The 25,171-nt window shown below is 44.4% G+C and carries 23 protein-coding genes and 1 rRNA gene; 11 read left to right on the plus strand and 13 right to left on the minus strand.

Annotated features, from left to right (window positions below; genetic code table 11):
• The first annotated feature begins 35 nt into the window (after window positions 1–35).
• Window positions 36–1,568 (plus strand): 16S ribosomal RNA (locus MASE_RS00180).
• Window positions 1,569–1,628: 60 nt separating this feature from the next.
• Here the strand turns inward: MASE_RS00180 and MASE_RS00185 are convergent.
• The 9 genes from MASE_RS00185 to MASE_RS00225 all read right to left on the minus strand — a co-directional run bounded on the left by MASE_RS00185 (window position 1,629) and on the right by MASE_RS00225 (window position 12,293).
• Entirely contained in the window at window positions 1,629–2,159 is a 531-nt protein-coding gene (locus MASE_RS00185; protein ID WP_014947741.1) for an acyloxyacyl hydrolase, read from the minus strand.
• 136 nt (window positions 2,160–2,295) lie between these two features.
• Window positions 2,296–3,126, minus strand: coding sequence for a substrate-binding periplasmic protein (locus MASE_RS00190; protein WP_014947742.1), 831 nt, complete (start codon window positions 3,124–3,126; stop codon window positions 2,296–2,298).
• Window positions 3,107–3,898, minus strand: coding sequence for a hypothetical protein (locus MASE_RS00195; RefSeq protein WP_014947743.1), 792 nt, complete (start codon window positions 3,896–3,898; stop codon window positions 3,107–3,109). The genes MASE_RS00190 and MASE_RS00195 overlap by 20 nt, the downstream gene beginning before the upstream one ends.
• Before the next feature lie 141 nt (window positions 3,899–4,039).
• On the minus strand, window positions 4,040–7,129 hold the full coding sequence (locus tag MASE_RS00200) for an error-prone DNA polymerase (protein WP_014947744.1): 3,090 nt from the start codon (window positions 7,127–7,129) through the stop codon (window positions 4,040–4,042).
• Window positions 7,130–7,165: 36 nt separating this feature from the next.
• On the minus strand, window positions 7,166–8,653 hold the full coding sequence (locus MASE_RS00205; RefSeq protein WP_014947745.1) for a Y-family DNA polymerase: 1,488 nt from the start codon (window positions 8,651–8,653) through the stop codon (window positions 7,166–7,168).
• Window positions 8,653–9,405 (minus strand): recombinase RecA, encoded by a 753-nt coding sequence (locus MASE_RS00210; RefSeq protein WP_014947746.1) that lies wholly within the window; start codon window positions 9,403–9,405, stop codon window positions 8,653–8,655. The genes MASE_RS00205 and MASE_RS00210 overlap by 1 nt, the downstream gene beginning before the upstream one ends.
• A 247-nt stretch (window positions 9,406–9,652) precedes the next feature.
• Window positions 9,653–10,165, minus strand: coding sequence for a hypothetical protein (locus tag MASE_RS00215; protein WP_014947747.1), 513 nt, complete (start codon window positions 10,163–10,165; stop codon window positions 9,653–9,655).
• A 2-nt stretch (window positions 10,166–10,167) separates the two neighbouring features.
• Complete coding sequence (locus tag MASE_RS00220) at window positions 10,168–11,919, minus strand: DUF885 domain-containing protein (protein WP_014947748.1); 1,752 nt, start codon at window positions 11,917–11,919, stop codon at window positions 10,168–10,170.
• Between the two features lie 38 nt (window positions 11,920–11,957).
• The gene (locus MASE_RS00225) at window positions 11,958–12,293 is read right to left on the minus strand and encodes a DUF1820 family protein (protein WP_014947749.1); all 336 of its coding nucleotides are present in this window, start codon (window positions 12,291–12,293) and stop codon (window positions 11,958–11,960) included.
• 189 nt (window positions 12,294–12,482) lie between these two features.
• On the opposite strand from MASE_RS00225, the gene MASE_RS00230 reads away from it, so the two are divergent.
• Complete coding sequence (locus MASE_RS00230; RefSeq protein ID WP_014947750.1) at window positions 12,483–14,120, plus strand: M28 family metallopeptidase; 1,638 nt, start codon at window positions 12,483–12,485, stop codon at window positions 14,118–14,120.
• A 243-nt stretch (window positions 14,121–14,363) separates the two neighbouring features.
• On the opposite strand, the gene slmA is transcribed toward MASE_RS00230, so the two are convergent.
• Both slmA and coaBC read right to left on the minus strand, forming a co-directional pair.
• Window positions 14,364–14,951, minus strand: coding sequence for a nucleoid occlusion factor SlmA (slmA, locus tag MASE_RS00235; protein ID WP_012516568.1), 588 nt, complete (start codon window positions 14,949–14,951; stop codon window positions 14,364–14,366).
• Window positions 14,952–15,066: 115 nt separating this feature from the next.
• The gene (coaBC, locus tag MASE_RS00240; RefSeq protein ID WP_014947751.1) at window positions 15,067–16,296 is read right to left on the minus strand and encodes a bifunctional phosphopantothenoylcysteine decarboxylase/phosphopantothenate--cysteine ligase CoaBC; all 1,230 of its coding nucleotides are present in this window, start codon (window positions 16,294–16,296) and stop codon (window positions 15,067–15,069) included.
• A 209-nt stretch (window positions 16,297–16,505) separates the two neighbouring features.
• On the opposite strand from coaBC, the gene radC reads away from it, so the two are divergent.
• From radC to mutM, 9 genes are all read left to right on the plus strand, one after another.
• Window positions 16,506–17,183 (plus strand): RadC family protein, encoded by a 678-nt coding sequence (gene radC / locus MASE_RS00245; RefSeq protein ID WP_014947752.1) that lies wholly within the window; start codon window positions 16,506–16,508, stop codon window positions 17,181–17,183.
• A gap of 92 nt (window positions 17,184–17,275) precedes the next feature.
• Window positions 17,276–17,629 (plus strand): hypothetical protein, encoded by a 354-nt coding sequence (locus tag MASE_RS00250; RefSeq protein ID WP_014947753.1) that lies wholly within the window; start codon window positions 17,276–17,278, stop codon window positions 17,627–17,629.
• 94 nt (window positions 17,630–17,723) lie between these two features.
• Window positions 17,724–18,413, plus strand: coding sequence for a YjbF family lipoprotein (locus MASE_RS00255; protein ID WP_014947754.1), 690 nt, complete (start codon window positions 17,724–17,726; stop codon window positions 18,411–18,413).
• Window positions 18,413–19,162, plus strand: a complete 750-nt coding sequence (locus MASE_RS00260; protein ID WP_014947755.1) for a capsule biosynthesis GfcC family protein — start codon at window positions 18,413–18,415, stop codon at window positions 19,160–19,162. Before MASE_RS00255 ends, MASE_RS00260 begins: the two co-directional genes overlap by 1 nt.
• A 103-nt stretch (window positions 19,163–19,265) precedes the next feature.
• Window positions 19,266–21,260: a YjbH domain-containing protein gene (locus MASE_RS00265; RefSeq protein ID WP_014947756.1), complete on the plus strand. Its 1,995-nt coding sequence runs from the start codon at window positions 19,266–19,268 to the stop codon at window positions 21,258–21,260.
• A 337-nt stretch (window positions 21,261–21,597) separates the two neighbouring features.
• Window positions 21,598–21,834 (plus strand): 50S ribosomal protein L28, encoded by a 237-nt coding sequence (gene rpmB, locus MASE_RS00270; protein ID WP_014947757.1) that lies wholly within the window; start codon window positions 21,598–21,600, stop codon window positions 21,832–21,834.
• An 11-nt stretch (window positions 21,835–21,845) separates the two neighbouring features.
• A complete protein-coding gene (gene rpmG, locus MASE_RS00275) occupies window positions 21,846–22,001 on the plus strand; it encodes a 50S ribosomal protein L33 (protein ID WP_012516577.1) in 156 nt (51 codons plus the stop codon).
• Window positions 22,002–22,267: 266 nt separating this feature from the next.
• Window positions 22,268–22,732, plus strand: coding sequence for a hypothetical protein (locus MASE_RS00280; RefSeq protein WP_014947758.1), 465 nt, complete (start codon window positions 22,268–22,270; stop codon window positions 22,730–22,732).
• Complete coding sequence (mutM, locus tag MASE_RS00285) at window positions 22,733–23,542, plus strand: bifunctional DNA-formamidopyrimidine glycosylase/DNA-(apurinic or apyrimidinic site) lyase (RefSeq protein ID WP_014947759.1); 810 nt, start codon at window positions 22,733–22,735, stop codon at window positions 23,540–23,542. It begins immediately after the preceding gene.
• Between the two features lie 18 nt (window positions 23,543–23,560).
• Here mutM and coaD read toward each other — a convergent pair whose 3' ends face one another.
• Complete coding sequence (gene coaD / locus MASE_RS00290; RefSeq protein WP_014947760.1) at window positions 23,561–24,049, minus strand: pantetheine-phosphate adenylyltransferase; 489 nt, start codon at window positions 24,047–24,049, stop codon at window positions 23,561–23,563.
• 98 nt (window positions 24,050–24,147) lie between these two features.
• Window positions 24,148–24,870 (minus strand): 3-deoxy-D-manno-octulosonic acid kinase, encoded by a 723-nt coding sequence (locus tag MASE_RS00295; protein WP_041693648.1) that lies wholly within the window; start codon window positions 24,868–24,870, stop codon window positions 24,148–24,150.
• Window positions 24,871–25,171 lie beyond the last annotated feature (301 nt).

Genomic DNA, 25,171 nt, shown 5'->3' on the forward strand with positions numbered 1-25,171 from the left:
TTGCATGAATGACAAGCTAATCGGAAGAATTGCCTTGCTATCAGAGTTTGATCATGGCTCAGATTGAACGCTGGCGGCAGGCCTAACACATGCAAGTCGAACGGTAACATTTCTAGCTTGCTAGAAGATGACGAGTGGCGGACGGGTGAGTAATGCTTGGGAACTTGCCTTTGCGAGGGGGATAACAGTTGGAAACGACTGCTAATACCGCATAATGTCTTCGGACCAAACGGGGCTTCGGCTCCGGCGCAAAGAGAGGCCCAAGTGAGATTAGCTAGTTGGTAAGGTAACGGCTTACCAAGGCGACGATCTCTAGCTGTTCTGAGAGGAAGATCAGCCACACTGGGACTGAGACACGGCCCAGACTCCTACGGGAGGCAGCAGTGGGGAATATTGCACAATGGGGGAAACCCTGATGCAGCCATGCCGCGTGTGTGAAGAAGGCCTTCGGGTTGTAAAGCACTTTCAGTTGTGAGGAAAAGTTAGTAGTTAATACCTGCTAGCCGTGACGTTAACAACAGAAGAAGCACCGGCTAACTCCGTGCCAGCAGCCGCGGTAATACGGAGGGTGCGAGCGTTAATCGGAATTACTGGGCGTAAAGCGCACGCAGGCGGTTTGTTAAGCTAGATGTGAAAGCCCTGGGCTCAACCTGGGATGGTCATTTAGAACTGGCAGACTAGAGTCTTGGAGAGGGGAGTGGAATTCCAGGTGTAGCGGTGAAATGCGTAGATATCTGGAGGAACATCAGTGGCGAAGGCGACTCCCTGGCCAAAGACTGACGCTCATGTGCGAAAGTGTGGGTAGCGAACAGGATTAGATACCCTGGTAGTCCACACCGTAAACGCTGTCTACTAGCTGTGTGTGCCTTTAAGGCGTGCGTAGCGAAGCTAACGCGCTAAGTAGACCGCCTGGGGAGTACGGCCGCAAGGTTAAAACTCAAATGAATTGACGGGGGCCCGCACAAGCGGTGGAGCATGTGGTTTAATTCGATGCAACGCGAAGAACCTTACCTACACTTGACATGCTGAGAAGTTACTAGAGATAGTTTCGTGCCTTCGGGAACTCAGACACAGGTGCTGCATGGCTGTCGTCAGCTCGTGTCGTGAGATGTTGGGTTAAGTCCCGCAACGAGCGCAACCCTTGTCCTTAGTTGCCAGCCTTAAGTTGGGCACTCTAAGGAGACTGCCGGTGACAAACCGGAGGAAGGTGGGGACGACGTCAAGTCATCATGGCCCTTACGTGTAGGGCTACACACGTGCTACAATGGCATTTACAGAGGGAAGCGAGACAGTGATGTGGAGCGGACCCCTTAAAGAATGTCGTAGTCCGGATTGGAGTCTGCAACTCGACTCCATGAAGTCGGAATCGCTAGTAATCGCAGGTCAGAATACTGCGGTGAATACGTTCCCGGGCCTTGTACACACCGCCCGTCACACCATGGGAGTGGGATGCAAAAGAAGTAGTTAGTCTAACCTTCGGGAGGACGATTACCACTTTGTGTTTCATGACTGGGGTGAAGTCGTAACAAGGTAACCCTAGGGGAACCTGGGGTTGGATCACCTCTCGAAATCAAAACAGCCCTTAACGAAATGCTCGAGAAATGAAAATGTACTCTGACCCCATTTCTTTAAAAGTGATAGGCGTAGGATAGGTTCAGGAAGTCTAATCCGGGATTGTCGTTGTTGAAGCCGCCGTTTGAAAAGTGCATATAGCGCAGTGCGACATGTTGTTTCTTATCGATCTCTACAAACACACCTAATCTGTCTTCGAACTGATAGTTAGATCCAATATCTTTACCAGCGACTTTCTGATTACCTATGTAACTCGCTCCTATCCCTGCTTCTATATATACGGGATATTTGTCATAGAGCGTTGAAACCTGTTTCATAAATACAGGAGTTAATGACGCGCCGTAGCTTGTACTATGTGTATCGTTTTCACCATACTCCCACACTACGGCACTCACTTCCCAGTATAGCTTTAGGTCGCCAAACCAATCAGTAGTAAGCGTTTGTTCAAGTGGCCTGTACGCGAAGCGCATACCATCGATATCGTCAAAGCCGTGCATATAATCTACACTCACGGTTTGTTTCGCTTGTACGCTACTTGCGGTGAAAATAATGAAAAAATAAAATAGAAGTAGTGATGCCTGTTTCATAATTGCTCCTTGATCTGATAATCAACAAGCAAAATTTTTTCCAATTAAAAATTATTTTAATTTCAAAGAGATAATAAAAACTAAATGCCGAACTATTCCACGCGAGTAGTGTAATTTACTGACACTGTTGAAGTTTTTACAAAGGTGTCCAGCGTGTATCTGCACTTACATGTTGCTCTTCCATCAGACGCTCGATCAGTTGCTTTGTATCTTCAATACCATACTTCGCTTTAATTTTATTTATGCTTTCAGATTCTGAAAGTATGAATGTATTGAGCTCGGCAATGATCTCGGGGTGTCTTAAGGTTGATAGCGAAAATGAGACAACGTTGTGTGGCAGGGTTAAATCAGCGGCAAATGGTCCCATTTGCGGAAAGCGACGAGCAACGTTTTTAGCGGCATTATATTCCACATCTAAAGCATCTACTTTATCGCTCTGTAGAAGGTTAAGCCCATCATAAATACTGTTTACGCCTGTTACCTTAACGGTACCGTTCTTAATTTGCTGTTCCCACTTTACAGGGGAAAATCCGTCTGGCGTGGCAAGTTTTGTTATATGAGTAATTCCTTTACCAAGGTTATCTGTTTTAACCAAAGTCACGGCGAATGTTTCTGCCAGAGGTTCAGAATATACTTTGTTAAGGCTATGGGTTATTTGATCATACCATCTGGCGTTATCAGGAAAGACAAAGTCTACATTGCCTTTTTTCAATTCTATCTGAAGGCGTTTAACTGGCATGCTCAAGTATACAAAGCGATGTCCGCTTTGCTTTGAGAATGCTTCAAGAATAGCCCAACCCAACCCCTTTTCATGATCCGATGAAAAGTTGTAATACGGATAATATTCAATATTTTGAGCGCCTACGATATAGGTGTCGGCTGAAACAAAAGGACTTGAAAGTGTGCATGCAACTGGTAGTACAACCATTTGCACAAAGCGACGAATACTATTTCCAAACCTCTTCAATTTTCAATCCTTGTTCTATCAAAAGCTTCTGAGACAACTGCTCGAAAGGGGTTATTCCGTATTTTGTTTTTATACTATCAATTAATTCTGGATTTGAGGATATGAACTTATTAAGTTCACTAATAATGTCTTGATGATAAAGCGTAGATAGGGAAAAAGGAATTTCATTATGTGGAAGCGTCAAATCTAAAGTAAATGCATCTTGCTCATATGATAGAGGAGCAGATCGCTGGCTAACGAAATACTCTAAATCTAACCCGTCTACACGTGCTTGGTACAAAAGCGCCAAGCCTTGTTGAATATCCGTAACCCAAGTTATTTGGGTACGTTGAGTGTCTATTCTTTCTTGCCAATTTACCGGTGTAAAGCCTAACGGCATAGCGAGGTTTTTTATCTTTTCGATGCCTTTCCCAGCGTTCTGTCGTTTTACAATTGTCCCCGTTACTGCGCTGGTTAATGGGAGGGAAAAGTACTTGTCATTTGAAGTGGTAATGCTGTTATACCAGCCTCTATTATCAGGGTATACAAAGTCAACATTACCTTTAACTAACTCGAGTTGAAGCCGTCTTATAGGCAAGCTTAAATACACAAACTCGTGTCCCGAAGCTTCAGAAAAAGCTTCTAAAATTGACCAGGCAACCCCTTTATCTGTTGATGATGCAAAATCGTAATGGGGGAAATAAGCTAAGTTTTGTGCGCCAATCACATATTTATCTGCATAAATATTAAGGCTAAACAAACAGCCAATGAAAAGCCCAATACATCGCATCATTCTAAACTCCAAATGACTACAGCAATTTACAATATACAAATAAATTATCTTTGAAGCATTTCCTTGAGAGGAAGTTTTTTAATACAAAAATAAGTCGCGTATCTATACACCATAATTTATCGTTTTGCGGGTGTAAAATATTCAGTGAAAATCTCTTGAACTTAATGACAGCTTTTCGAGCCACGGCGTCCGATCAATAAGCTTACCTGCGATGATATGAATAACTCCCTCTTTGGAGCGTTCAATAATACCATTTACCTGTAACAGTTTAGCTTTTAAGAATGTTTGTTGCTGAGCACGAGCGGTAGCTTGCCACACCACAACGTTCATATTGCCTATATCATCTTCCAAAGTCAGAAAGGTAACACCTGCGGCAGTGCCTGGTGCTTGACGACCTGTTACTGCGCCAAGCACTTTTACAACAGATTTATTGGTCTTGTCTTTAAGTGAATTGGACCAGCTTATGTCTTTAAGCTTATGCTGCTTCTTGAGTAAAGAAATAGGGTGGTTATTTACTGATAAGCCGGTTGAGGCATAGTCTTCAAGTAAGTTTTCTGCCTCGGTCGGTGCAGCATCCAGTGGTGTGGCATTTTTATCTGCATAAAAATCGTCAGTATCAAACAGTGGTAAACGCGTTTGAGTATCCATAATTCGCCAGCGAGTTTCATATCGATTGCCTGAAATAGTGCGAAGGGCATCGGCGCTAGCCAGTGCCTCTAGTTCATTACTTTTAAGTGATAGCTGCTGTAATTGTTCAACATTGGTATAGCCCTTATCTGAGCGGTTTTCCACGATAAGCTGAGACGATGCTTCACTTAAGCCTTTAATGAGCTTAAGGCCAAGCTGAATGTATTTTTCTTGGCCTTGTACCACCAGAGAATGCTCAACGTCAGACTGGTTAACACAGGGCGCTTCTACCCGTATGTGATGACGCTTAGCGTCTTGAACTAATTGGGACGGGGAATAAAACCCCATGGGCCAACTATTTAACAGCGCTACGTAAAACTCAACGGGAAAGTAAAACTTCAACCAGCAAGATACATAAGCTAATACGGCAAAAGACGCTGAGTGAGATTCAGGAAAGCCGTAACCTGCAAAGCCTTTTATTTGTTCAAATAAGTTGTGGGCGAACGTACTGTCATAGCCTTTGTCCGTCATACCTTTAATAAGCTTGTCTCTGAATTCAAAAATTCTGCCGTCCTTTTTCCAGCTCGCCATAGCCCGCCGCAGCTGGTCCGCTTCTCCGCCACTAAAGCCTGCTGCAACCATAGCAAGCTGAATCACTTGCTCTTGAAAGATAGGCACGCCCATGGTGCGAGACAGAACTTTCTCCACATCTTTAGATGGGTAGCTAATGGTTTCGTTGCCGTGTCGGCGTATCAAATAAGGGTGGACCATATCACCCTGAATCGGACCTGGCCGTACAATGGCTATTTGTACGACCAAATCGTAATAGCGACGAGGTTTTAGCCTTGGCAGCATAGACATCTGAGCCCGTGATTCTATTTGAAAAACGCCTACCGTATCGGCCCGACAAATCATATCGAAAACCTGTTTGTCATCTCCGAGCTTAGTAATGAACGGAATACTGGTTTCAACAGGGTATTGTTTATTGATAAGAGAGAATGCACGACGTATAGCGCTCAACATCCCAAGCGCCAGTACATCCACTTTTAAAAGGCCTAAGGTTTCAATGTCGTCCTTATCCCACTGAATAATAGTACGCTCTTCCATCGCGGCGTTCTCAACAGGAACAAGATCGTAGAGCGGCCCTGCGCTAATAACAAAACCGCCTACATGTTGCGACAAATGTCGGGGCGTGCCCAGTAAAGCTTCGGTAAGGGTAATTAACTGCTGCACCCTAGGCTCTTTAGGGTTTAGCCCAAGCCCCGCCAGCTGAGATTTCCACGGAATAACGCTGTCTCGGCGATTAATCTGCTTTACCACAAAATCAAGCTGTGATTCGCTAAAGCCCAGCGCCTTGCCCACATCTTTAAAAGCCGACTTAAAGCGATAGCAAATAACCGTAGCCGCGATAGCGGTTCTTTCCCGGCCGTACTTTTGATAAATGTATTGGATGACCTCTTCACGGCGTTGATGCTCAAAATCCACATCAATATCTGGCGGTTCGTTACGCTCTTTGGAAATAAAGCGCTCGAACAGCACACTTATTTGCCTTGGGTCTACTGCGGTTATTTCCAAGCAATAGCACACTACCGAGTTGGCCGCAGAGCCGCGCCCTTGATACAAAATACGTTGTCGCTTGGCAAACTGAACAATGTCGTAAATGGTTAAAAAGAAATACTCATACTCTTGCTCGTCAATAAGCGTAAGTTCTTTTTCTATGGTTTGGCGAATATCAGGGGTTATACCTTCAGGAAAGCGCACTTTTATACCGGCCTCTACACGTTCCCGCAAATACGAAGTGGGCGTATACCCTTCAGGTACAAGCTCCGCAGGATAGTGGTAGCGCAGCTCTTCTAAAGAAAATGTGAAAGCGTGAGCAAGGGCATTGGTATTGGCAATCCATTTCTCAGGGTAAAGCTTCTTAATTTTTTGTACGGTTCGCAGACTACGCTCTGCATTACTCAACGCATCCCGACCTATTTTGTCTACACTGGTATGCACGTTAATAGCATGCAATACATGTTGAAGCGGCAGTCTGTCAGCGTGATGCATGAGTACACCTGTACAGGCAATAACAGGAAAAGGATAGGCAGACTGCAGATGATTGTAATGCGCAAACCTGTGGTGATCCCTTCCGTCTAATAGGCGCTGAGCGCCAATATAGGCATCAATACTAGGGTGTTTTTGCAGCCATTCAGCCCAATGCTTGTCTTTAGCTTCTTTGCCGCTTGGTAGCCAAATGAATTTGCAATGGCGAATGGTACGCAAGTCCCACTCAGCTAGTTGGTATTCACCTTTATCAGAGCGACGCCTCGCGTTAGTAATAATTCGGCATAGTTCGCTATAGGCCGCTTTGTTCGGGCACAACAGCACAAAAGATAAAGTGTCATCAAATACAAAGTAACTACCCACAATAAGCGTAATCGGTAGGCCCTGATGCTTAATTTCGTCGAAAGCCCGTACCACTCCCGCTACTGAGCATTCATCGGTAATGGCAAGTGCGTCGTAACCAAGGAAAGAAGCCGTGGTAACAAGCTCTGCGGGGGAAGAGGCACCGCAAAGAAAACTATAATTGCTTTGGCAAAAGAGCTCACTGTATTTCATGATATTGCCTTTACCTTTTTCTTTAACCGCATACCGCTAGCAAAAAAGGCCCTGCACCCACCAGCGGCTCTCTTCATCTTTAAACACTAAAAGCCTTACGCATTGCTCAGTTTGGGCGATGAAATAATCGCGCTTTGTTGGGCTGTCATGCCACCACTCGCTGTGTAATCGCACGGGGCCAAAGCAAATTTGGGTAGCCTGAATAAGCGGTTTAGGTACATCAAAGGTGAAGGTGGGCGTAATGTCACTGCTATAAGCGTAATTACCGGCACAGTTACCGGTGCTCGACTCTGTCACTGTCATATATTCAAACTGATGGCTGTCGGCAGCGCGAGGTTGAAACGTACTGTTATCGCCTAGCTTCGCGTTTAAGCGCCCAATTAATTGCTTTTGTGCAATATCGTTAAATCTGTCGCTAAAAAAGTCGCCATTCTGCGTATCCATTTCTTCAAATTGCTGACAGGTAAGCGCAATGGCTGTGGCTGGCTCAGGCAACACCAGATTCTCAGTTTTAAGACTAAACAAGGGCAGCCAACTTTGTACTGAGGACTGAGGCAGTGCCGAACGTATATTAATATCCATTACAGGTGCTTCTCTGAAATGAATATGTACACTGATGCTGGATGTATATAAGTTTCTTGCCCGTAAATAGTGAGACAAATGCTCAAACTGTTGGGTGACAAAAGGGGTTAGATGCTGCGTGTTTTCAATATCAAAAGGCAATAAGATAAAGTTATCGAAGTGCTCCAAAGGCCTAAATAACGTAACGCGTGGAAAGGTTTCTCCCCTTAACGCAGTAAGATACATAATAGTGTTATTATCAAAGCGCCGACCCAGTTCTTGTACCGGCATGGCCAGTAGCTGTTGTACGCAGGAAACGCCCACCCTTGCCAACGAGTCAATGACTTTAGGGGATAGAGCCGTAATAGAAAGCGGGCACGTACTTAGCGCTTTTTTTATGTCATCGGGTGTATGTAAGTGGGTATTAAATTTATGAAGCGCTAATACTTTTGCGGCCTCAATTGTCCATGCGCTAGCAAAATGATAACGAATATCTGCTTCTGCCAGAGCTTGGGTTAAAGTTTTCCACAGTGGCTTATGACCGCCATAGTAATGAGTTAGGTTATCTAGCCTTACTGCCAGACCGCTGAAACTATTTGAGTGAATGTGGTTGTCTAATACGATATCAGAAGCCAGTGGATAAAGCCGATGGGCTAACTGCGTCAGCATATGCTTTTCGGCTTCTTCACTGAAAGGCAGAATATGCACGTAAGGGCATAACGCCGCTGCTTGGGCTAGCCCATGCCCAATTTCAATGCCTTCTTTTTTCGCAATATCATTACACTGCGTAATTTTGTTTGTTTTACTGCAGTACACTGCAACGGGAGTATTCGACGCTAACGCTGAATACTGGTTGTTAGTTTCGTGCTTCGGCAATTGGCTATGTGCACGCTTACTTCTAGCCGCTTTGATATGGCTGTCTAAAGTTAGTTGATAGCAGTAAATATAAGCCCACAGCATCATTAGCTCACAGAGTGTAATGCCTGATCGGAAAGCGTGTTGTGTGCCATGGCCCATTTAATGGCGTGATTGTCGGGGGTCCACCGATGGGAAATAACAATGTTATCTTTGGGCCACCCATGACGCTGCTTGCGTATGTTCACCGCCAAAGCGTGGGGTTTACCCTTTAGCGCGATATCCAAAGTAATGGGTAATGCACTGTCGCTTTCATTCGTCAGGTTGGCTTGTGAATCGCTCCCCATGTTAGCCTTTGGGTAACCTAACTGTGAGGCCTGCTGTTGCGGTGGAGTATACAGCAAGCACAGCGCATCATTATGCGTTGCCGCTACCTGCAGGCGTCGCGCTTCTTTTTGATTTACAGCATTACTCCACAGCACTACGCAATGGCAAGCCGTACTTTTTAAACATTGCTCTGCTGCCCACAAAGACTCTTGTTCAGAACTTGGTTTTACTACCAGCACTTGTTGCGCTTTAAGCCCCAAGTTTTCTAACCACGGCGACTGTAGTAGCCCGGGAGGGTTAATAAATACCACCAGCTTATGCGTACGGTGTTGGCATATAACCTGTTTAAAGAGTGAAAGTTCACCCATGCCGGTTAACGAAGAGATACGGACAAGACCTGTAGATGTAACGCCACCGTTAAGTGCTTTATCCAGACGCGGAAAACCCAGTGAAAACTTGGTTTCACTTTGTCTCTGATCTCTGGCCCGCCAAATATGCGGGTGGTTATTAAGCACGGATAACGATTTATTCATGGCACTCAAAATAAACTGTATTTTTATACAGTATTATAGTGCAGCAATAACCCTTTTCAAGACAAAAGGTTTTTGGCTTGTTGTTTTAAGCGCTAACTTACTGATTAGTTTGGAAAGGTAAAAAGATTAAACTTTTAAAAGTGTAGGAACATGGCTAGGGTCGCTGACCTTACTACATAGCAAAGCGGGCGACCCTGTTGTACAGTTAGCGCTGCATCAGCGCTAACGAGAGACACAGAGTAAAATGTTACTCTTCAGATGATAGTTCTTTTTGAGCCTTTGCTGTCGTGCCGCTTACTGTTGCTGTAACGGTTTGGCAAAAAGCAATAAATCCATCTGCGGTATTTTTTGCCCACACCATGCGAACGTTGCTAGGTAGAGCCTTTACCACTTCACGAATTTCCTCAAGCGTCACTTCTTCATTAAGCAGCACTTTATTTAACGATTCCTCAAATGACATTCCTTTTTCACAACAGGTCATGACAATAGTTGAAAAGTTGCGCATAAGTGGGTGCAGCGCATTGTATTGAGTTTGGTCGATAAGGCGACTTTTATAGGCACTTTCAATACGAGCAGTAAGGTTTTTTTCCAACGCATCTGTAACAAGAACAAGGTTGCGGTAAGCATACGTAACCTTATTACTGGTCTGCTTATTTGAGTGGCGCAACAGCGCCAGCTCTTTCTGTAAGTTCTGCGCTCGCAGCACAAAGTAAATTAAAAACAGGATAAGTAATCCAATAACACCAAATGCAACGATCATGTTTACTGTGCCTTTTGTTCTTCTATAAACGTGTTGATATTTTGCTCCAAGATAAACAGTGGAACTGAGCCGTTTTCTAACACGGCACGGTGGAATTTGCGCACGTCAAAACGCTCTCCTAACGCTTCTTCTGCTTTCTTGCGAAGGCCTTTAATTTTGATTTCACCAATCTTGTAAGACAAGGCTTGCGCTGGCCAAGAGATATAGCGGTCTATTTCAGTATTTACGTTGTGCTCTGAAAGCGCGGTATTTTCCATCATATAATCAACCGCTTGTTGACGGCTCCAGCCCATCGTGTGCATACCGGTATCCACAACCAAACGACATGCTCGCCACATTTCGTAGCTTAAACGACCGAAGTTGTCGTACGGCGTTTCATAAATACCTGCTTCAATACCTAAGAACTCAGAGTACAGACCCCAGCCTTCACCAAACGCTGAAATATAGGTGTTACGACGTACCATAGGTAAGTCTTCAAGCTCTGCTGCCAACGATATTTGAAGATGGTGGCCAGGCACTGCTTCGTGCAAGGTCAGTGCAGGCAATGCATACAAAGGGCGCTTATCGAGGGCATACGTGTTTACCCAGTAATATCCTGGCTGATCATCGCGGCTAGGATGAATGTAACGGCCCGTTGTATATTTGGGCGCGATAGCGTCTGGTACAGGCGCTACACCGTAAGGCGTTCTTGGCAGATACTCAAAGAGCGAAGGAAGCTTTGCGTCCATTTTCTTTGCAATGAACGACGCCTCTTTTAGTAAATCTTCAGCGCTGGTGGCATAGAATTGCGGGTCTTCGCGTAAAAACGCAATGAAGTCGTTAATGTCGCCATCAAAGCCAAGCTCATCCACAATTTGCCGCATTTGCGCGCGAATGCGTTTTACTTCAGACAACCCTAAATCATGGATTTCCTGAGGCGTCATATCCGTGGTGGTGTAATGCTTGGCTCTATTGGCGTAATACGCAACGCCATCAGGCCAGTTATTCGCGGCAATATCTTCACGGGCATTAGGAATGTATTCATCTACCATGAAGTCGTAGAACATTTGATACGCAGGCAATACGCTGCTGGTTATGGCAGCCTTGCCTTGCTCCGTTAGCGCTGATTTTTGCTCGGCAGTAAAGTACTCTGGAAAGCGGGTAAATGGAGAATAAAAGCCACTGTCCTCGGCATTTTCAACAATGTATGACGCCACCGAGTTCTCAAACCCTTTCAGCACGACTTTAGGCTGCGTGTAGCCTTCTTTTAGCGCCTGTTTCATATACGCAATTTGTTGGTCAAAATAAGGCTTAAGCGCATTTAGGCGGCTAATGTAGGCCTGATAATCTTCTACGCGCTTAAAGGTGGATAAATTAGGAAGCGAGGCCATTGCACCGTGAAAGCCATATTCTGAATTGATAGGCACTAAATACGCGCGATACGTATATTCGTCCACATAGTTAGCTAAACGATATTGTTGCATCAGCAAGGCAATATAAGCATCAGTAGAGATGTCTTCTTTTTTATACTGACTTAAGGCCTTTTGAAAAGTACGCCATTGTTCATTTTGCGCTTTCAGGGCTTTGGGTGAGTTGTCTGGTAATACGTGAGCGAGTGAAGTATCGCCTTCGCGAGAAGCTAGAAGCGGGGAAACCGAAAGCTCGTATTGCCAAATGTCATCAAGTAGTTGATACAAGCTTTCATCGTTAAGGTCCTTTGCAGATGAGCTAACGCTGCAAATAAATAATAATGCTGCTAAAACATAGCGATACATAAGGGTCTCCGGCAACCTTCACCGGAATGACCCGGCGGTTACTCTTTCGTTGGTGTATATATTGGACTAGGGAAAGCAGTTACTTTATCAGATTTATTTTCTAATTTAGTAATTTTGGCTGAACCTTTTTTATTTACGGCGTCAATGCGCAAAATGTTGTGTATCGGTACATAAGTTTTTGTTACTTCAGAAAATTCGGTTTTCAATCTTTCATGACTAGGGTCTACAACAACACTTGTGTGAGTATCCCACACAAAGTCACCTATCTCGATAAAGCCAAACAAAGCGCCCTGCATAAGGCTTTTCACGTATAACTCATAGCGCTCACCGTTGCTGATGAACTGAACGCGGTAAAGAATGTCGTCTTTTGACATAGATGCTGCTCTTCACTAAAAAAATATAAAAACACCCGGAAGCTGAGCCGGCATGCGACTGGCAATTTTACCTTGCTCATAAAATGCGAGCAACGGTAGGAAACACATGGTAAACGTAAGCAGTTTAATGGTATTCCGCCTATTAACTGCGTTACCATGATGCACACTTAGTTATATGGTGAAATTAGAATGATAAAAAAACTCCTTATAGGTAGTGCAATGACAGCAATGACCTTTGCTGCTACTGCCCATAACCACGCATCGACAGACAATGCTTTTAACCCTGATACACAGCGAATCAAATCGCACCTGTTTTTCCTAGCAGATGATTTGCTTGAAGGTCGTGACACGGGCTCTCGTGGCCATGAAATTGCGGCGCTATATATTGCGACCGAATTTGCTAAATATGGTTTGAAGCCAGCGGGTACAGACGGCTACATGCAAAACGTAGCGTTTCGCAAAGCGAATCTGGTTCAAGAGTCTCCCAAGTTTACTTTCACGCAAAACGGCGAAACCGTCGATTTTGACTACCCGAAAGAATATCTAGCTAGCCCGAGCTTGCTTAGCACTGAGGCTAATGTAAAAGGTGAAATGGTCTTTGTGGGCTACGGCATTGTGGCTGATGAGCTATCTCACAACGATTACAAAGACTTAGATGTAAAAGGTAAGGTTGTTGTAGCGCTTGCTGGTAAGCCAAGCGACTTTCCATCAGAAGAGGGCGCTCACTTTGCGTCTGGCTATCAAAAGCAAAAGTATGCGGTAGACAATGGCGCTATTGGCATGATCACTATCACAACGCCTAAAAATGAAAAGGTACGCCCTTATCAAAGCCGTTTGAACTACATCCATACGCCGCGTATGGCATGGTTAGACGACAGTGGTCAGCCTGCAAACAGCTTTTCTCAGCTTAAAGGTGGCGCTTACATGAGTGAAGGCGCTGCGCGTAAGTTATTTGAAGGCGCAGAAAAGAGCCTTGATGACGTTTATGCACAGCTTGAAGCCGACAAAGTACCGCAAGGCTTTGCGTTAAACGGTGTGGTTGATATCAGTAAGACGAGCGTACACGACACCATCACTAGCCCAAATGTTGTGGGTGTACTTGAAGGTTCTGACCCAGAGCTTAAAAACGAGTATGTGGTTTTCTCTGCTCACTCTGACCATATTGGTTTTGCCAAGACCGTAAAGAAAGACAACATTAACAATGGCGCCATGGACAATGCGTCTGGTACGTCAGTGATGTTAGAAACTGCACGCCTGTTTAGCGAAATGGAAGAAAAGCCAAAGCGCTCAATTCTGTTCGTATCGGTAACGGGTGAAGAGAAGGGCCTGCTAGGTGCAGACTATTTTGCTCGTAATCCAACTGTACCGGTTACTTCAATGGTGGCGAACGTAAATCTAGATATGCCAATTTTGACTTACGAGTTTGCAGACGTTATTGCGTTTGGCGCGAACCACAGTGATTTGCAAGAGTCAGTGGAAAAAGCGGCGGCGAATGCCAACATTGAACTAAGCCCTGACCCATGGCCTGAGCAAGCGTTATTCACTCGCTCAGATCACTATGCGTTTGTAAAGCAAGGTGTGCCTTCAGTGTTTATGGTGCCGGGTCTGAAGTCTAAAGATCCTAACGTAGATGGCAGCAAGGTGTTTGGTCAGTTCTTATCTACGCACTACCATAAGCCTAGCGACGACATTAACCAGCCATTCAACTGGAATGCGGCAGAGACTTTCACCAAGGTTAACGCGCAAATTGGTTGGACACTAGCAAACCAAAAGAACAAGCCTAAGTGGAACGACGGCGATTTCTTTGGAAACACGTTTAGCAAGTAAGTCCATATTTATTAAACATTAAAAAGCAGCATTTTTATGCTGCTTTTTTTGTGCCTGTAGCTTACGGACAGTGACTGAAATAATGAATTATGTGCATGTTGGAACGCTGAGGGCTGAGCTCGGCAGCTATTTGATTTCATCACACTTTTCACATTAATTTTGAAAGGTGTCAATGCAATATAGGATGGGAACAAGCAAGAAAAAAGGCGCTTGAAAGCGCCTTAGTCGTAACTTAATTGGGTTCTAAACAAACATTTGCTTGAAAGCAGCCCATTGTTCATTGAACTGCTCAGTTGGCTTACGCGTAAATCCACTGCGGATAAAGCCATTAATACGGCCATCGGTATAGCAAATCATCATGTTGGCGATAATCGCTTCATCTGCAGAAAGGGTTTTACCTTCGCGTAGCTTGCGCTCTCTTAGCACTTGTTTAAGCTGCGTTTCTAAACGCTCGAAAAGCTTTGCTATGCGCGCGCGCAACCGGTCTTGTTCACCCATTAACGCATCACCATTTAATATTCGAGTAATACCCGGGTTCTTCTCAGCAAAGCCCAAAATAAGATGAAGAATAAGCTGACAACGCGTAAGCGAGTCTTTCTCTTCATTCACAATCTTATTGATGCGCGTGAAAAGTGTTTCTTCAATAAACTCGATAAGCCCTTCAAACATTCGCGCTTTACTTGGAAAGTGACGGTAAAGTGCCGCTTCAGACACTCCCACTTTTTCCGCTAATTTAGCAGTAGTGATACGTTGACCTGGGCTGGTTTCTAACATTCCAGCAAGTGCTTGCAGAATTTGAGCTCTGCGATTTGTTTTTTTGACAGCAGGCATGACGAAAGTATTTCCTCCGCTACCGAGTTATAGCAACTCGGGCTCCATGTTAAGTTGGCTTACACCAAAGCGTTTATATTTATCGTTTTTATTATCGACACTTAATAAGCATCTGTTAGTTTTTATTGTTTAAAGCGTAGCGCTCTGCAATAAGTGCAAGTAATTGACCCGCTAACTCGCTTTTACTGGTTGCAGGTAATCGTTTATCACCATCTTGCCATATTACGTGCAGTGCATTTTTATCACTGTTAAACCCCAGACCCTCGGCAGTAATATCGTTAGCCGCAATCATGTCTAGCTTCTTTTTGGCTAGCTTCGAACGCGCATAATCTTCTACATTTTGGCTTTCGGCCGCAAAGCCCACACAAAATGGTCTGTCTTGGCTGGTGGATATGGTTGCTAGAATATCAGGGTTTTTAACAAAAGTAAGTGTTAACTCATCACCGGTTTTCTTAATTTTATTGTCGGCAACGCTCACGGCCTTGTAATCTGCTACAGCAGCCGTACTAATAAATATATCTGTGGAGGCTTTAAGCGTTTGACAAGTATTAAGCATTTCATCTGCGGTAGTGACATTAATACGGTCACAGCGTTCGGGCGTTTCAAGCGACACAGGACCTGCCACTAAGGTTACATTTGCCCCCGCGAGTGCTGCTGCCTGAGCGATGGCAAACCCCATCTTTCCTGAGCTGTGATTTGAAATATATCGTACAGGGTCCAAAGGCTCTCTGGTTGGTCCCGCTGTTATCGTAATATTCTTTCCCGATAACGCCTTTAGCGACGAAGAAAGGGATAAAGCGTCTCTCTCTGCGTCATTTATTACATTGGCAATATCAACAGGCTCAACCATTCGACCTGAACCCACATCGCCACAGGCTTGTTCACCACTTGCCGGGCCAATAAAGGTTACGCCGTGCTCTTTTAAAATATCGATGTTGCGCTTTGTTGCTACCGCTTTCCACATTTGTTGATTCATGGCAGGAGCAATAAAGAGTTTCGCTGTTGTTGCAAGGTACAGTGTAGTCAGCAAGTCATCTGCCATACCGTGAGCAAGCTTAGCAATGGTGTTTGCGGTTGCGGGGGCAACAAGTAGGATATCAGCCCACTTTGCCAATTCAATATGCCCCATTGCGGCTTCAGCAGCAGGATCAAGCAGCTGGCGATGCACTGGATTTCCTGACACAGCCTGAAGTGATAATGAACTAACGAACTCTGCGGCAGAGTCTGTTAGAACCACACGCACGTTTGCGCCTAACGCAGTAAGCTTGCGCACAAGATCAGGTGCTTTATAAGCGGCAATCCCGCCAGTAACACCTAGCAAAATATTTTTATTAGCAATAGACATAGAAGAACACAAAATCTCGAAATTAGCGTTAGCCTACCATGGTGACAAAAAATCGGATAGCTGAACGAAAGTAGGTCTTGTTTCGACAGTGGCATGTAAACAGTGCCTACAGGTGTCAAAAATCAATAATAAACCCGCCTTTTATACAGTCGTTTCTTTGTCACCATTCATCTATAAACAACCTTTTATAGAATAGTCGGGCTAGATGAATGTCGATAAAAGTATGGCCAAAGAATGAAAGGCCAAGAGAAAAATTATTGCAGCACGGGGCTGAAAGCTTAAGTGATGCTGAACTCATCGCTGTCTTGCTGGGAAAAGGTGTGAAAGGAAAAAGCGCTGTGTCTGTTGCACATGAACTTCTCAACGAGCTAGGCTGCTTACGGGGTGTGGTAACAGCAACGAAAGAACGGTTTGCCAAAATAACGGGAGTTGGACCGTGCAAGTATGCGCAGTTTCAGGCGGGCTTTGAAATATTTAAACGCAATTTGGAAATAAAGCTGAAGCGTCAGGACGTTTTTAATAATGTAGATGATACTAAACGTTATCTACAGGCAAAGCTAAGAGACTGTGAACGTGAGAAGTTCGCGCTTTTAATGCTTGATAGCCAACATCAGCTTATTGCTTTTCGCACTATGTTTAACGGTACGATAAACAGTGCAGCGGTCTATCCAAGAGAATTGATCAAACAAGTAATGATCGATAATGCAGCCGCGATCATTTTGGTTCATAATCATCCTTCAGGCGTTGCTGAGCCTAGTCATGCGGATATAAGATTAACCGCAGAGATCAAAAGCGCAATGGCGTCGATCGATGTGCCAGTTTTAGATCATTTTGTGGTTGGTGATAAAGAAACTGTTTCATTCGCACAGCGAGGCTTGTTAAGATAAGAAATCTAAGTCATTTGTCGATTATAATCTAGTCAAATGGTTGAAAATGATTTAGCATAGGATTTAGTGGGTTATTTTATTAAAGGACTGTTATGAAGAAGTCAATCATTGCATTATTTGCAGCTGCAACTATGGTTGCAGGCGTTAACGCACAAGACGGTGAAGGTGGTAGTGGTACTACTGGCATCGGCGGCGTAAGCGGCGGTATGATCGCGTCTGGTGTTGTTGTTGCGGGTATCGTTGCGGGTGTTGTAAACAACAACTCTGCTGATGCACCAGGAAATGGCGGCACTACTCCAGGTCAACCTACTTGTGAAGGTGACGACCAAATCGTTGATGGTGTGTGCGTAGGTACAACCGAAACTGTTACTGTAACTACCTCTGGTTCTGTAACAAAAACCATCACCGTACCTGTTACATTTACTTACGCACCGACCGTACAGTAAATTTAAGAGTATTCGAAAAAGCCGCTTTTTTTAGCGGCTTTTTTTATTTTTATAGCAAAGTTCATTTGTTTTTAGTTTTTGTCGGCGCATTTTAATGAAACTACACACTTTATTTGCCCTTTCGGGTGTTGTTTGCCTTTTTCTTTCCGGATGTTCCACCACGTCACTAGCGTATTACAACACGCTGAAGCTCGCGCTAAAAGATAGAACAGTTAGTTATACCGTTGAAGAGATTGCTGCTAGTAAAGCTGATCTTATGCAAATTAAAGCGGGCGGAAGAGATGCAGCCTCGCTTGCCCTTGCGTATATCGATGGTGAAAAGTACCGGTGGGTATCTGGTGATAAAGTCATCTTCACCATGCACCACGGTATTATCGTTAAAACTGAAGGTTTGGATCACGACCTATACTACACGGGAAATCTTCAGCACAACCCGCTTGCCACCAACAATGTTCTGCCATTCAATTGGAAACGCAAAGTTGATATTGCTTCCATCGGTTACGGTGTGCCGGTTGACTCTTCTTGGCGAATAGAAGGGGAAGAAACTCGCGAATATTTAGGTTTTTCTGTTCCGGTAATTAAGGTTATCGAAACCGTAGAATTTTCTGAGTACACGCCATTTATCGACGTAGGGTTGTCGTGGGAAAACACGTATTTCTTGCACAAATACTCGAAAGAACTTCTGGCCTCAAAGCAGCAGTTCAGCCCTGAAGGAGACGTTTACGATATGGTTTATTTAAGCCGAGTAGTACGTGAGATGAAGACACAAGGAGCAACGCAATAATGAAGTATATCTATACGCTTTTTATTGCCCTAGGCCTTACTGCATCTACCAAGTTATATGCAAATGATAACCTTGTTAGTGTCATGATAAACAAGCAAACCTATCAGTTCGACAGGCCGATACGACTATCAAGCGTACTGTCCATTGTTGCTGATAATGGTGATTGGTACTGGCCTTCAGCTTCAGCTTTTGATTTAGCTAACCCTAAAGCTGAAGAAGAGAAAGAGATAGCGCTATCTCAAATTAGCGGACTGCTCAATCAATTTGATGCCGATTCTGAAACACATAAAGCCCTTCAAAATCTCTATGATCAGGTAAGCTCATGGACGGTGTCTACACGCATAGACATGCCAATTTCCTACAATCGAGCAAGGTTGTTTTTTGAAGACAACCCTATGTTTCAGCCAGGTAAATACTGGATTCGACTAAATGGAAGACCTGACGTTGTGCATTTCTCTGGCGCTGTTGTAAAGCCTGGTGCGTACAAGCATCAAAGCGATACGTCGGTTTATACGGCTGTTCACACGGTGAAAAAAGCGGTTGATGCCGACAGAAGTCATGTCTACGTAATTGATCCAATGGGAAATATTGAAGAAAAGGGTATTGCTTATTGGAATTTAGATTTTGGGCAGCTTATGCCGGGCAGCCAAGTCTATGTTCCTATCTCATCAGAACTCTTTAGCAATAAACTTAAGCAATTAAATGAGCGCGTAGCCGCTTTAGCAGTACATAGGGTTTTACCTCAATGAGTGCGCCACTACTTTCTAAGAAAAAACACTCGCGCTTGTAATTGGCAGCGCGCTTTCTTCTACCGCTTTTGCTGATACTCAAGTTCGCGTTACTCCCTCGCAGATGGTGCAGGGCGGAAATGGTCTTATTCAAACACCAACGGCTCGTATGCGAGACGAAGGTGGAATGGCCATTAACTATACCGACAACGGCGAATATCGCTTCTGGTCAGTTAACATTCAGCTTTATGATTGGATGGAAGCAACTGCCCGGTATACTGACGTGCGCACAAGACTTTACAGTCAAGTTGAATCATTCAGTGGTGATCAAACGCTGAAAGATAAAGGCTTAGACGTTAAATTCAGATTATGGAAAGAAAGCTACTATTTGCCAGATATCAGTGTCGGCTTCAGAGACTTTGGTGGAACAGGCTTTTTTGAAAGTGAATACGTCAACGCCAGTAAGTCTATCGGTCCATTCGACTTTCACCTTGGCTTAGGCTGGGGATATCTTGGTACAGCCGATGACATCAGCAACCCGTTTTGCGAGCTTAAAGACAGCTTCTGTGAACGCCCAGGGGGCTTCTCTGGCCGCGGTGGTAAGGTAGACTACGACCAGTTTTTTAAAGGAACAACCGCATTTTTCGGTGGTGTGGAATACCAAACACCATGGGAGCCGCTAACGCTAAAGCTTGAGTTCGAAGGGAATGACTATTCTCGTGACAGAGCTGGACAGCTAGAGCAAGATTCTCGCTGGAATGTTGGTGCAGTGTATCGTTATAAAGACTTCGATTTCACGTTGAACTATCAACGAGGTAATACTGTTGGCTTCGGCGTTACGTATCGCTTTAATATGAATACGGCTTCGCAAATAAAGTTCGATGAACCACCTAAGAACCTGATGGGTAGAAAGGTGCCACAAGACGTGAAAGATGTTGATAAATCCCGTCTTTACAATGACCTTTACCGGTCGGGGGGCTTTGTACTGTCTGATGCTGAAATTAAAGAGGACAGCGCTACGTTTTACGGTACACAGGTTGCCTATCGTGACCAGGATGAAGCCATTGAGCGAATTGGTCGCGTGGCGGCCTCAGAGCTTCCAGATTCCGTAAAAACCTATCATGTAGTAGACAATCGCGCAGGTCTTCCTTTAGTAGACACGCAGGTGGATGCCGAGGCCTTTATTGCTGCAGCGCGTTACGAATCTGTTGACGCAGATATCACTGAAACCTACGTCAGAACATCACCCTCAAAAGAAGTGCTCGACGCCTATGATCCTGCCAATACATCTGGCTTCTACTACAGCGCAGATTTCTTCTTTACTCAATCATTCGGTAACCCAGAAGATTTCTATCTGTATCAAACCGGATTATTGCTAAACGGCGGTTATGCTTTTAACGAAAACTTTGCAATCATGAGCAGTGCCAGGGTTACGCTTCTAGATAACTTCGACAAGTTTAACTACTTGGTAGATAACGAAGAAGTGTCGCTACCTCGCGTGCGTACTCGAGTTCGTGAATATGTGTCAGCAAACGATGTATGGCTAGATACAACATTCTTACATTACAAAGACACCATTGCAGAAGACCTCTATGCTCAAGCGTACGCGGGTTATCTAGAAACCATGTTTGCTGGTGTAGGCGGTGAAATACTGTATCGTCCCGTTGATAGTAATCTAGCTTACGGACTTGATATCGCTTACGTAAAACAGCGCGATCCTTACAGTCAAACAGGTCTGGAAGACTACACAGCGGTCACTGGACACGCCAGTGTCTATTGGCAGCCAGAATTCTTAGACGACACGCAAATTACCGTAAGTGCTGGACAATTCTTAGCCAAAGATAAAGGCGTGAATATCGATTATGCGAAGCGTTTCGATAGCGGTATCATTGTTGGTGCATATGCGGCATTCACTGATGTATCGTCAGAAGAATACGGCGAGGGAAGCTTCACCAAAGGCTTCTACATTTCCATACCTACAGATCTGTTCTTGTTAGAACCTACCAAAGGTCGCGGATTATTCCCATGGGTGCCGATTTCTCGTGATGGCGGTCAAATGCTGCGTCGACCCACTCGTTTGATTGACATGACTGAAATAAGGTCACCATTTTTTGATTAAATAGAAATACGCCGCGTTCGCGTGGCGATTATTCTCGTGCGGATATCTTAGATGCTGCAATGTGAATATAAAATTAAAGCGTAGATTGCGTATTTATTCATAGCCTAACCGCTTAGGGAAAAGTACAATACGGACCGTGAAAAATGAGAGCTGGTAGTTTTTCGAGCAAAAAAAAGCCAAAAAGTAACCTTTTTGTACTTTCTTATTGAAATGATCCTGCCTTTGCTGTATAAAATGCGCCCTCTAATTTATAGTAATACGTCATTTGACCCAACCACTGTTTGAGCGCTTGGGATTAACTGACGCGACAGTTATCGTTGTTCTGGAGACAAATACAATGTCAAGAGTATGCCAAGTAACAGGTAAGCGTCCAACGGTTGGTAATAACCGTTCACACGCAAGAAATGCGACTCGTCGTCGCTTTTTGCCAAACCTTCAAACACACCGTTTTTGGGTTGAGAGCGAAAACCGTTTTGTAAAACTACGTTTGTCTGCAAAAGGCATGCGTATCATCGACAAGAAAGGTATTGATTCAGTACTTACTGACATCCGTACCCGTGGTGAGAAAATCTAAGGAAGCCGACAATGCGTGATAAAATTAAACTAGTTTCTTCAGCAGGTACAGGTTTCTTCTACACTACTGATAAAAACAAGCGTAACATGCCTGGCAAAATGGAGATCAAAAAGTATGATCCCGTTGTGCGTAAGCACGTTATGTTCAAAGAGGCCAAAATCAAGTAATTAGCTTGCTTTTGTCTCCACGAAAACCCAGCCCTTGCTGGGTTTTTTGCTTTCTGAAGAAGATATTTCTACTTCATCACGTCACGATCCCACCGGATCCCATATTCGACTGTCCACGATCCCTTGAGTTTGTCTTGCGATCACTGCTTTCTCCCACTTACTTTTTTCCAGCAGGTCCTAGGTTTTCTTTGAATTGAATTAGCTTATATATTGGCTAGGTATTACTATATTCCTAATTTCAGGACTCATATTTAACGGAAAGTCAGGTGGCTAGAATTTCTCAGCGAGCAATGAATAACGTGGTCATTATTGCCATGCTTATCATGATTGCACTGTTCAACTTAGACAGTCTTGTACCTAAGAAGGACGTTGTTCAATCTCGCAGCCTGTTACCTGAAGACGCTTATGTGTTAAAAATAGAGCACGATGGCCATAGCTTAGAGCGAGTTGGGCAGCAGTGGCGCCAGTCAGGTCAAAATACAGTCCTCGCCATCAAGCCGGATGTTCAGTTTTCACATTGGCAACGGGCAAGGCTTGAGCCGGCCACTGACATACCCGAAGCGATTACCAACGTACAGCCTTACATCGTCGTAGTATGGCTCGCAGGCAATAATAACGGCAATGTTTACGCCATCTATCCGAATACATCACCTGTTGTGATCAAATTTGAAAATAATTGGTACACATTAACCAACACCGAACTTGATAATCTTTTACCTTGGATACTGTAAATGCCTGAACTACCAGAAGTTGAAGTAAGCCGTTTGGGCGTTTCTCCACACCTTATTGGCAATACCATTACGCAGGTGGTGGTGCGTGAGCGAAGAATGCGCTGGCCCATTCCACAAGAGGTAGCGAACGTTGAAGGGCAGAGCGTTATTGCTGTAAAACGCCGCGCTAAATATCTACTTATTGAAACAGCCAAAGGCACGTTAATTTTACATTTAGGTATGTCGGGTAAATTACGCGTTATCGATGCATCGACACCAATTATTAAGCATGACCACGTAGACATTGTTTTAAACACCGGTAAGTGCTTACGTTTTAACGACCCAAGGCGCTTTGGTGCAGTGTTATTTCAGGCCCCTGATATGCAAATAGCCATGCTTGATAACTTGGGCCCAGAGCCGCTTACAGACGACTTTGACGATAAGCGCTTATTTAAACTATCGCGCAATCGAAAAGGCCCCGTTAAAAACTTCATTATGGATAACGCCATTGTGGTAGGTGTAGGAAACATCTACGCGAACGAAGCACTGTTTTTAGCTGGTATAGACCCGCGAAGAGCCGCAGGCAACATCAGCGCTGCTCGCTATCAGTCGTTAACTGCAACCATTAAGCAAGTATTGGCCAAAGCCATTGAACAAGGCGGCACAACATTAAAAGACTTTGCGCAGACCGACGGTAAGCCTGGGTATTTTGCACAGCACTTGAATGTGTATGGGAGAAAAGGCGAGCCTTGTGAAGTGTGTGGAAAAGCCATCGAAAGTAAGGTTATTGGGCAGCGAAATACCTTTTTCTGTACTCACTGCCAACGCTAATACACTTACTATTGGTGCTTAATCTTTCTTGCTCAGCCGGTCTTTTAAAGCTTTCTCAACTACTGGGTGGCAAAAGCCACTCACTGCACCGCGGTGAAGAGCGACTTCTTTTACTAGGGTGGACGAGATAAATGAATTCTCCTCAGCAGGAGTAAGAAAGACACTTTCTAGCTTTGGGTTTAAACGGCGATTCATATTTGCGAGTTGAAACTCGTATTCGAAATCAGAAACTGCGCGTAAACCACGAATGAGAATTGTGGCATTTTGTTCGTCAGCAAAATCAGCCAATAAACCAGTAAACCCCACTACTTCAACATTTGGTAAGTCAGCAGTGACTTTTTTTATCATTTCTACGCGCTCTTCTAACGTAAACAGTGGCTTTTTACTTGGGTTAGAAGCAATCGCTACAATCACATGAGAAAATAACTGAGATGCGCGTTCAATAAGGTCGGCATGACCGTTAGTGATCGGGTCGAAAGTACCAGGGTAAAGTGCTCTAGTGTGCATAAAGTCGAATCTTTTCGTTGTAGAGGGTTTATGTGTTCAACGTGGCTAATGTAACACATTATTAGCTTATACCAATCCGCTTACCACATGTGCTTTTATTACTTCACTGCCTCGCGGTAACCATTCATACACGCTGACCAGTCGCTCTCTTGCCAGTGAAAGACAGGGTTCTTCGCTTTCTCTTTATGTAAAGAACGCAGCAGACGGTCTAAATTACCTTGTTTCCAGCTGTTACCTTGACGCTGCTCGCAGCGATCGAAATCAATAAGCCATATTTGCTTATCGCTATCAATCATGATGTTTCGAACGTTGGCATCATGATGGTACACCTGACAATTGTGCATAGCTGCCAGCGCTCGGCCAACCTCATACCACTCATCTTTATCCAGTGGTTTATCGCACAGTGCGTGGTGTAAATCTTTGCTATTTGGAATACTTAAAGTAAATAAATCGCCGCGGTAAATCAGGCCTCGGCGGTGTATACGCGCCGCAACAGGAACAGGCACAAGAAGACCTTGTGCTCGCATATATTCGAGCAGCCTGAACTCTTCAAACGGGCGAGAACGCTCAACACCAATAAACATATATTGGTCGCTCAGTACTTTGCCCACCAAGCCACCACGTTTGAAATGGCGTAAAACCCAGCGCTGACCCTCATGCTCAATGAAAATGGTTGTACCACGTCCCTTGGCTTGACCTGTTATTTTGTCTTGAAGCTGCCAAAAGTCGGGGGTAAACATCTCCGCGTTGGGATGACTGACTAAAGTGTCGTCGAAAATAAAGTGGTGCCCAGCACCTATGTCTCGTCGTATTGTCGCCATGTCGCCCACAACTTATGGTAAATTCTTTATTCTAATGATTTATTTTGGTTTTTCAGCAACGACCGCGTTTCAGAGGTAAAAAAGTCTGTTTACGCGCTCATAGTTTTTACGTACTAAGATTATTTGTTGAAATAATGAATCTAATTCAACGTCTTAAGTATAAAAAACTAAGTCGTTATGCTCATACGCGAGTATCGTTGACCATATTCATCATTTTAGAATGAGCATGTTAAATTGCGGCGGCCCGGAGAGTTCTATCTGAAAAATAAGCATTTATTTGGCGCGAATAGGTAATACTCGA

The organism is Alteromonas macleodii ATCC 27126 (genome assembly GCF_000172635.2).
Taxonomy (GTDB): Bacteria; Pseudomonadota; Gammaproteobacteria; order Enterobacterales; family Alteromonadaceae; genus Alteromonas; species Alteromonas macleodii.

Bases quoted from the DNA above. Each gene is read 5' to 3' on its own strand.
- MASE_RS00265 (WP_014947756.1), top strand. From the start codon at position 19,266: ATGGTGCAGGGCGGAAATGGTCTTATTCAAACACCAACGGCTCGTATG.
- radC (WP_014947752.1), top strand. From the start codon at position 16,506: ATGTCGATAAAAGTATGGCCAAAGAATGAAAGGCCAAGAGAAAAATTA.
- MASE_RS00250 (WP_014947753.1), top strand. From the start codon at position 17,276: ATGAAGAAGTCAATCATTGCATTATTTGCAGCTGCAACTATGGTTGCA.
- rpmG (WP_012516577.1), top strand. From the start codon at position 21,846: ATGCGTGATAAAATTAAACTAGTTTCTTCAGCAGGTACAGGTTTCTTC.
- MASE_RS00255 (WP_014947754.1), top strand. From the start codon at position 17,724: ATGAAACTACACACTTTATTTGCCCTTTCGGGTGTTGTTTGCCTTTTT.
- MASE_RS00220 (WP_014947748.1), bottom strand. From the start codon at position 11,919: ATGTATCGCTATGTTTTAGCAGCATTATTATTTATTTGCAGCGTTAGC.
- MASE_RS00195 (WP_014947743.1), bottom strand. From the start codon at position 3,898: ATGATGCGATGTATTGGGCTTTTCATTGGCTGTTTGTTTAGCCTTAAT.
- MASE_RS00210 (WP_014947746.1), bottom strand. From the start codon at position 9,405: ATGAATAAATCGTTATCCGTGCTTAATAACCACCCGCATATTTGGCGG.
- slmA (WP_012516568.1), bottom strand. From the start codon at position 14,951: ATGCCTGCTGTCAAAAAAACAAATCGCAGAGCTCAAATTCTGCAAGCA.
- MASE_RS00215 (WP_014947747.1), bottom strand. From the start codon at position 10,165: ATGATCGTTGCATTTGGTGTTATTGGATTACTTATCCTGTTTTTAATT.
- MASE_RS00230 (WP_014947750.1), top strand. From the start codon at position 12,483: ATGATAAAAAAACTCCTTATAGGTAGTGCAATGACAGCAATGACCTTT.
- rpmB (WP_014947757.1), top strand. From the start codon at position 21,598: ATGTCAAGAGTATGCCAAGTAACAGGTAAGCGTCCAACGGTTGGTAAT.
- coaD (WP_014947760.1), bottom strand. From the start codon at position 24,049: ATGCACACTAGAGCACTTTACCCTGGTACTTTCGACCCGATCACTAAC.
- MASE_RS00200 (WP_014947744.1), bottom strand. From the start codon at position 7,129: ATGAAATACAGTGAGCTCTTTTGCCAAAGCAATTATAGTTTTCTTTGC.
- MASE_RS00205 (WP_014947745.1), bottom strand. From the start codon at position 8,653: ATGATGCTGTGGGCTTATATTTACTGCTATCAACTAACTTTAGACAGC.
- MASE_RS00225 (WP_014947749.1), bottom strand. From the start codon at position 12,293: ATGTCAAAAGACGACATTCTTTACCGCGTTCAGTTCATCAGCAACGGT.
- MASE_RS00185 (WP_014947741.1), bottom strand. From the start codon at position 2,159: ATGAAACAGGCATCACTACTTCTATTTTATTTTTTCATTATTTTCACC.
- MASE_RS00295 (WP_041693648.1), bottom strand. From the start codon at position 24,870: ATGGCGACAATACGACGAGACATAGGTGCTGGGCACCACTTTATTTTC.
- MASE_RS00260 (WP_014947755.1), top strand. From the start codon at position 18,413: ATGAAGTATATCTATACGCTTTTTATTGCCCTAGGCCTTACTGCATCT.
- mutM (WP_014947759.1), top strand. From the start codon at position 22,733: ATGCCTGAACTACCAGAAGTTGAAGTAAGCCGTTTGGGCGTTTCTCCA.
- coaBC (WP_014947751.1), bottom strand. From the start codon at position 16,296: ATGTCTATTGCTAATAAAAATATTTTGCTAGGTGTTACTGGCGGGATT.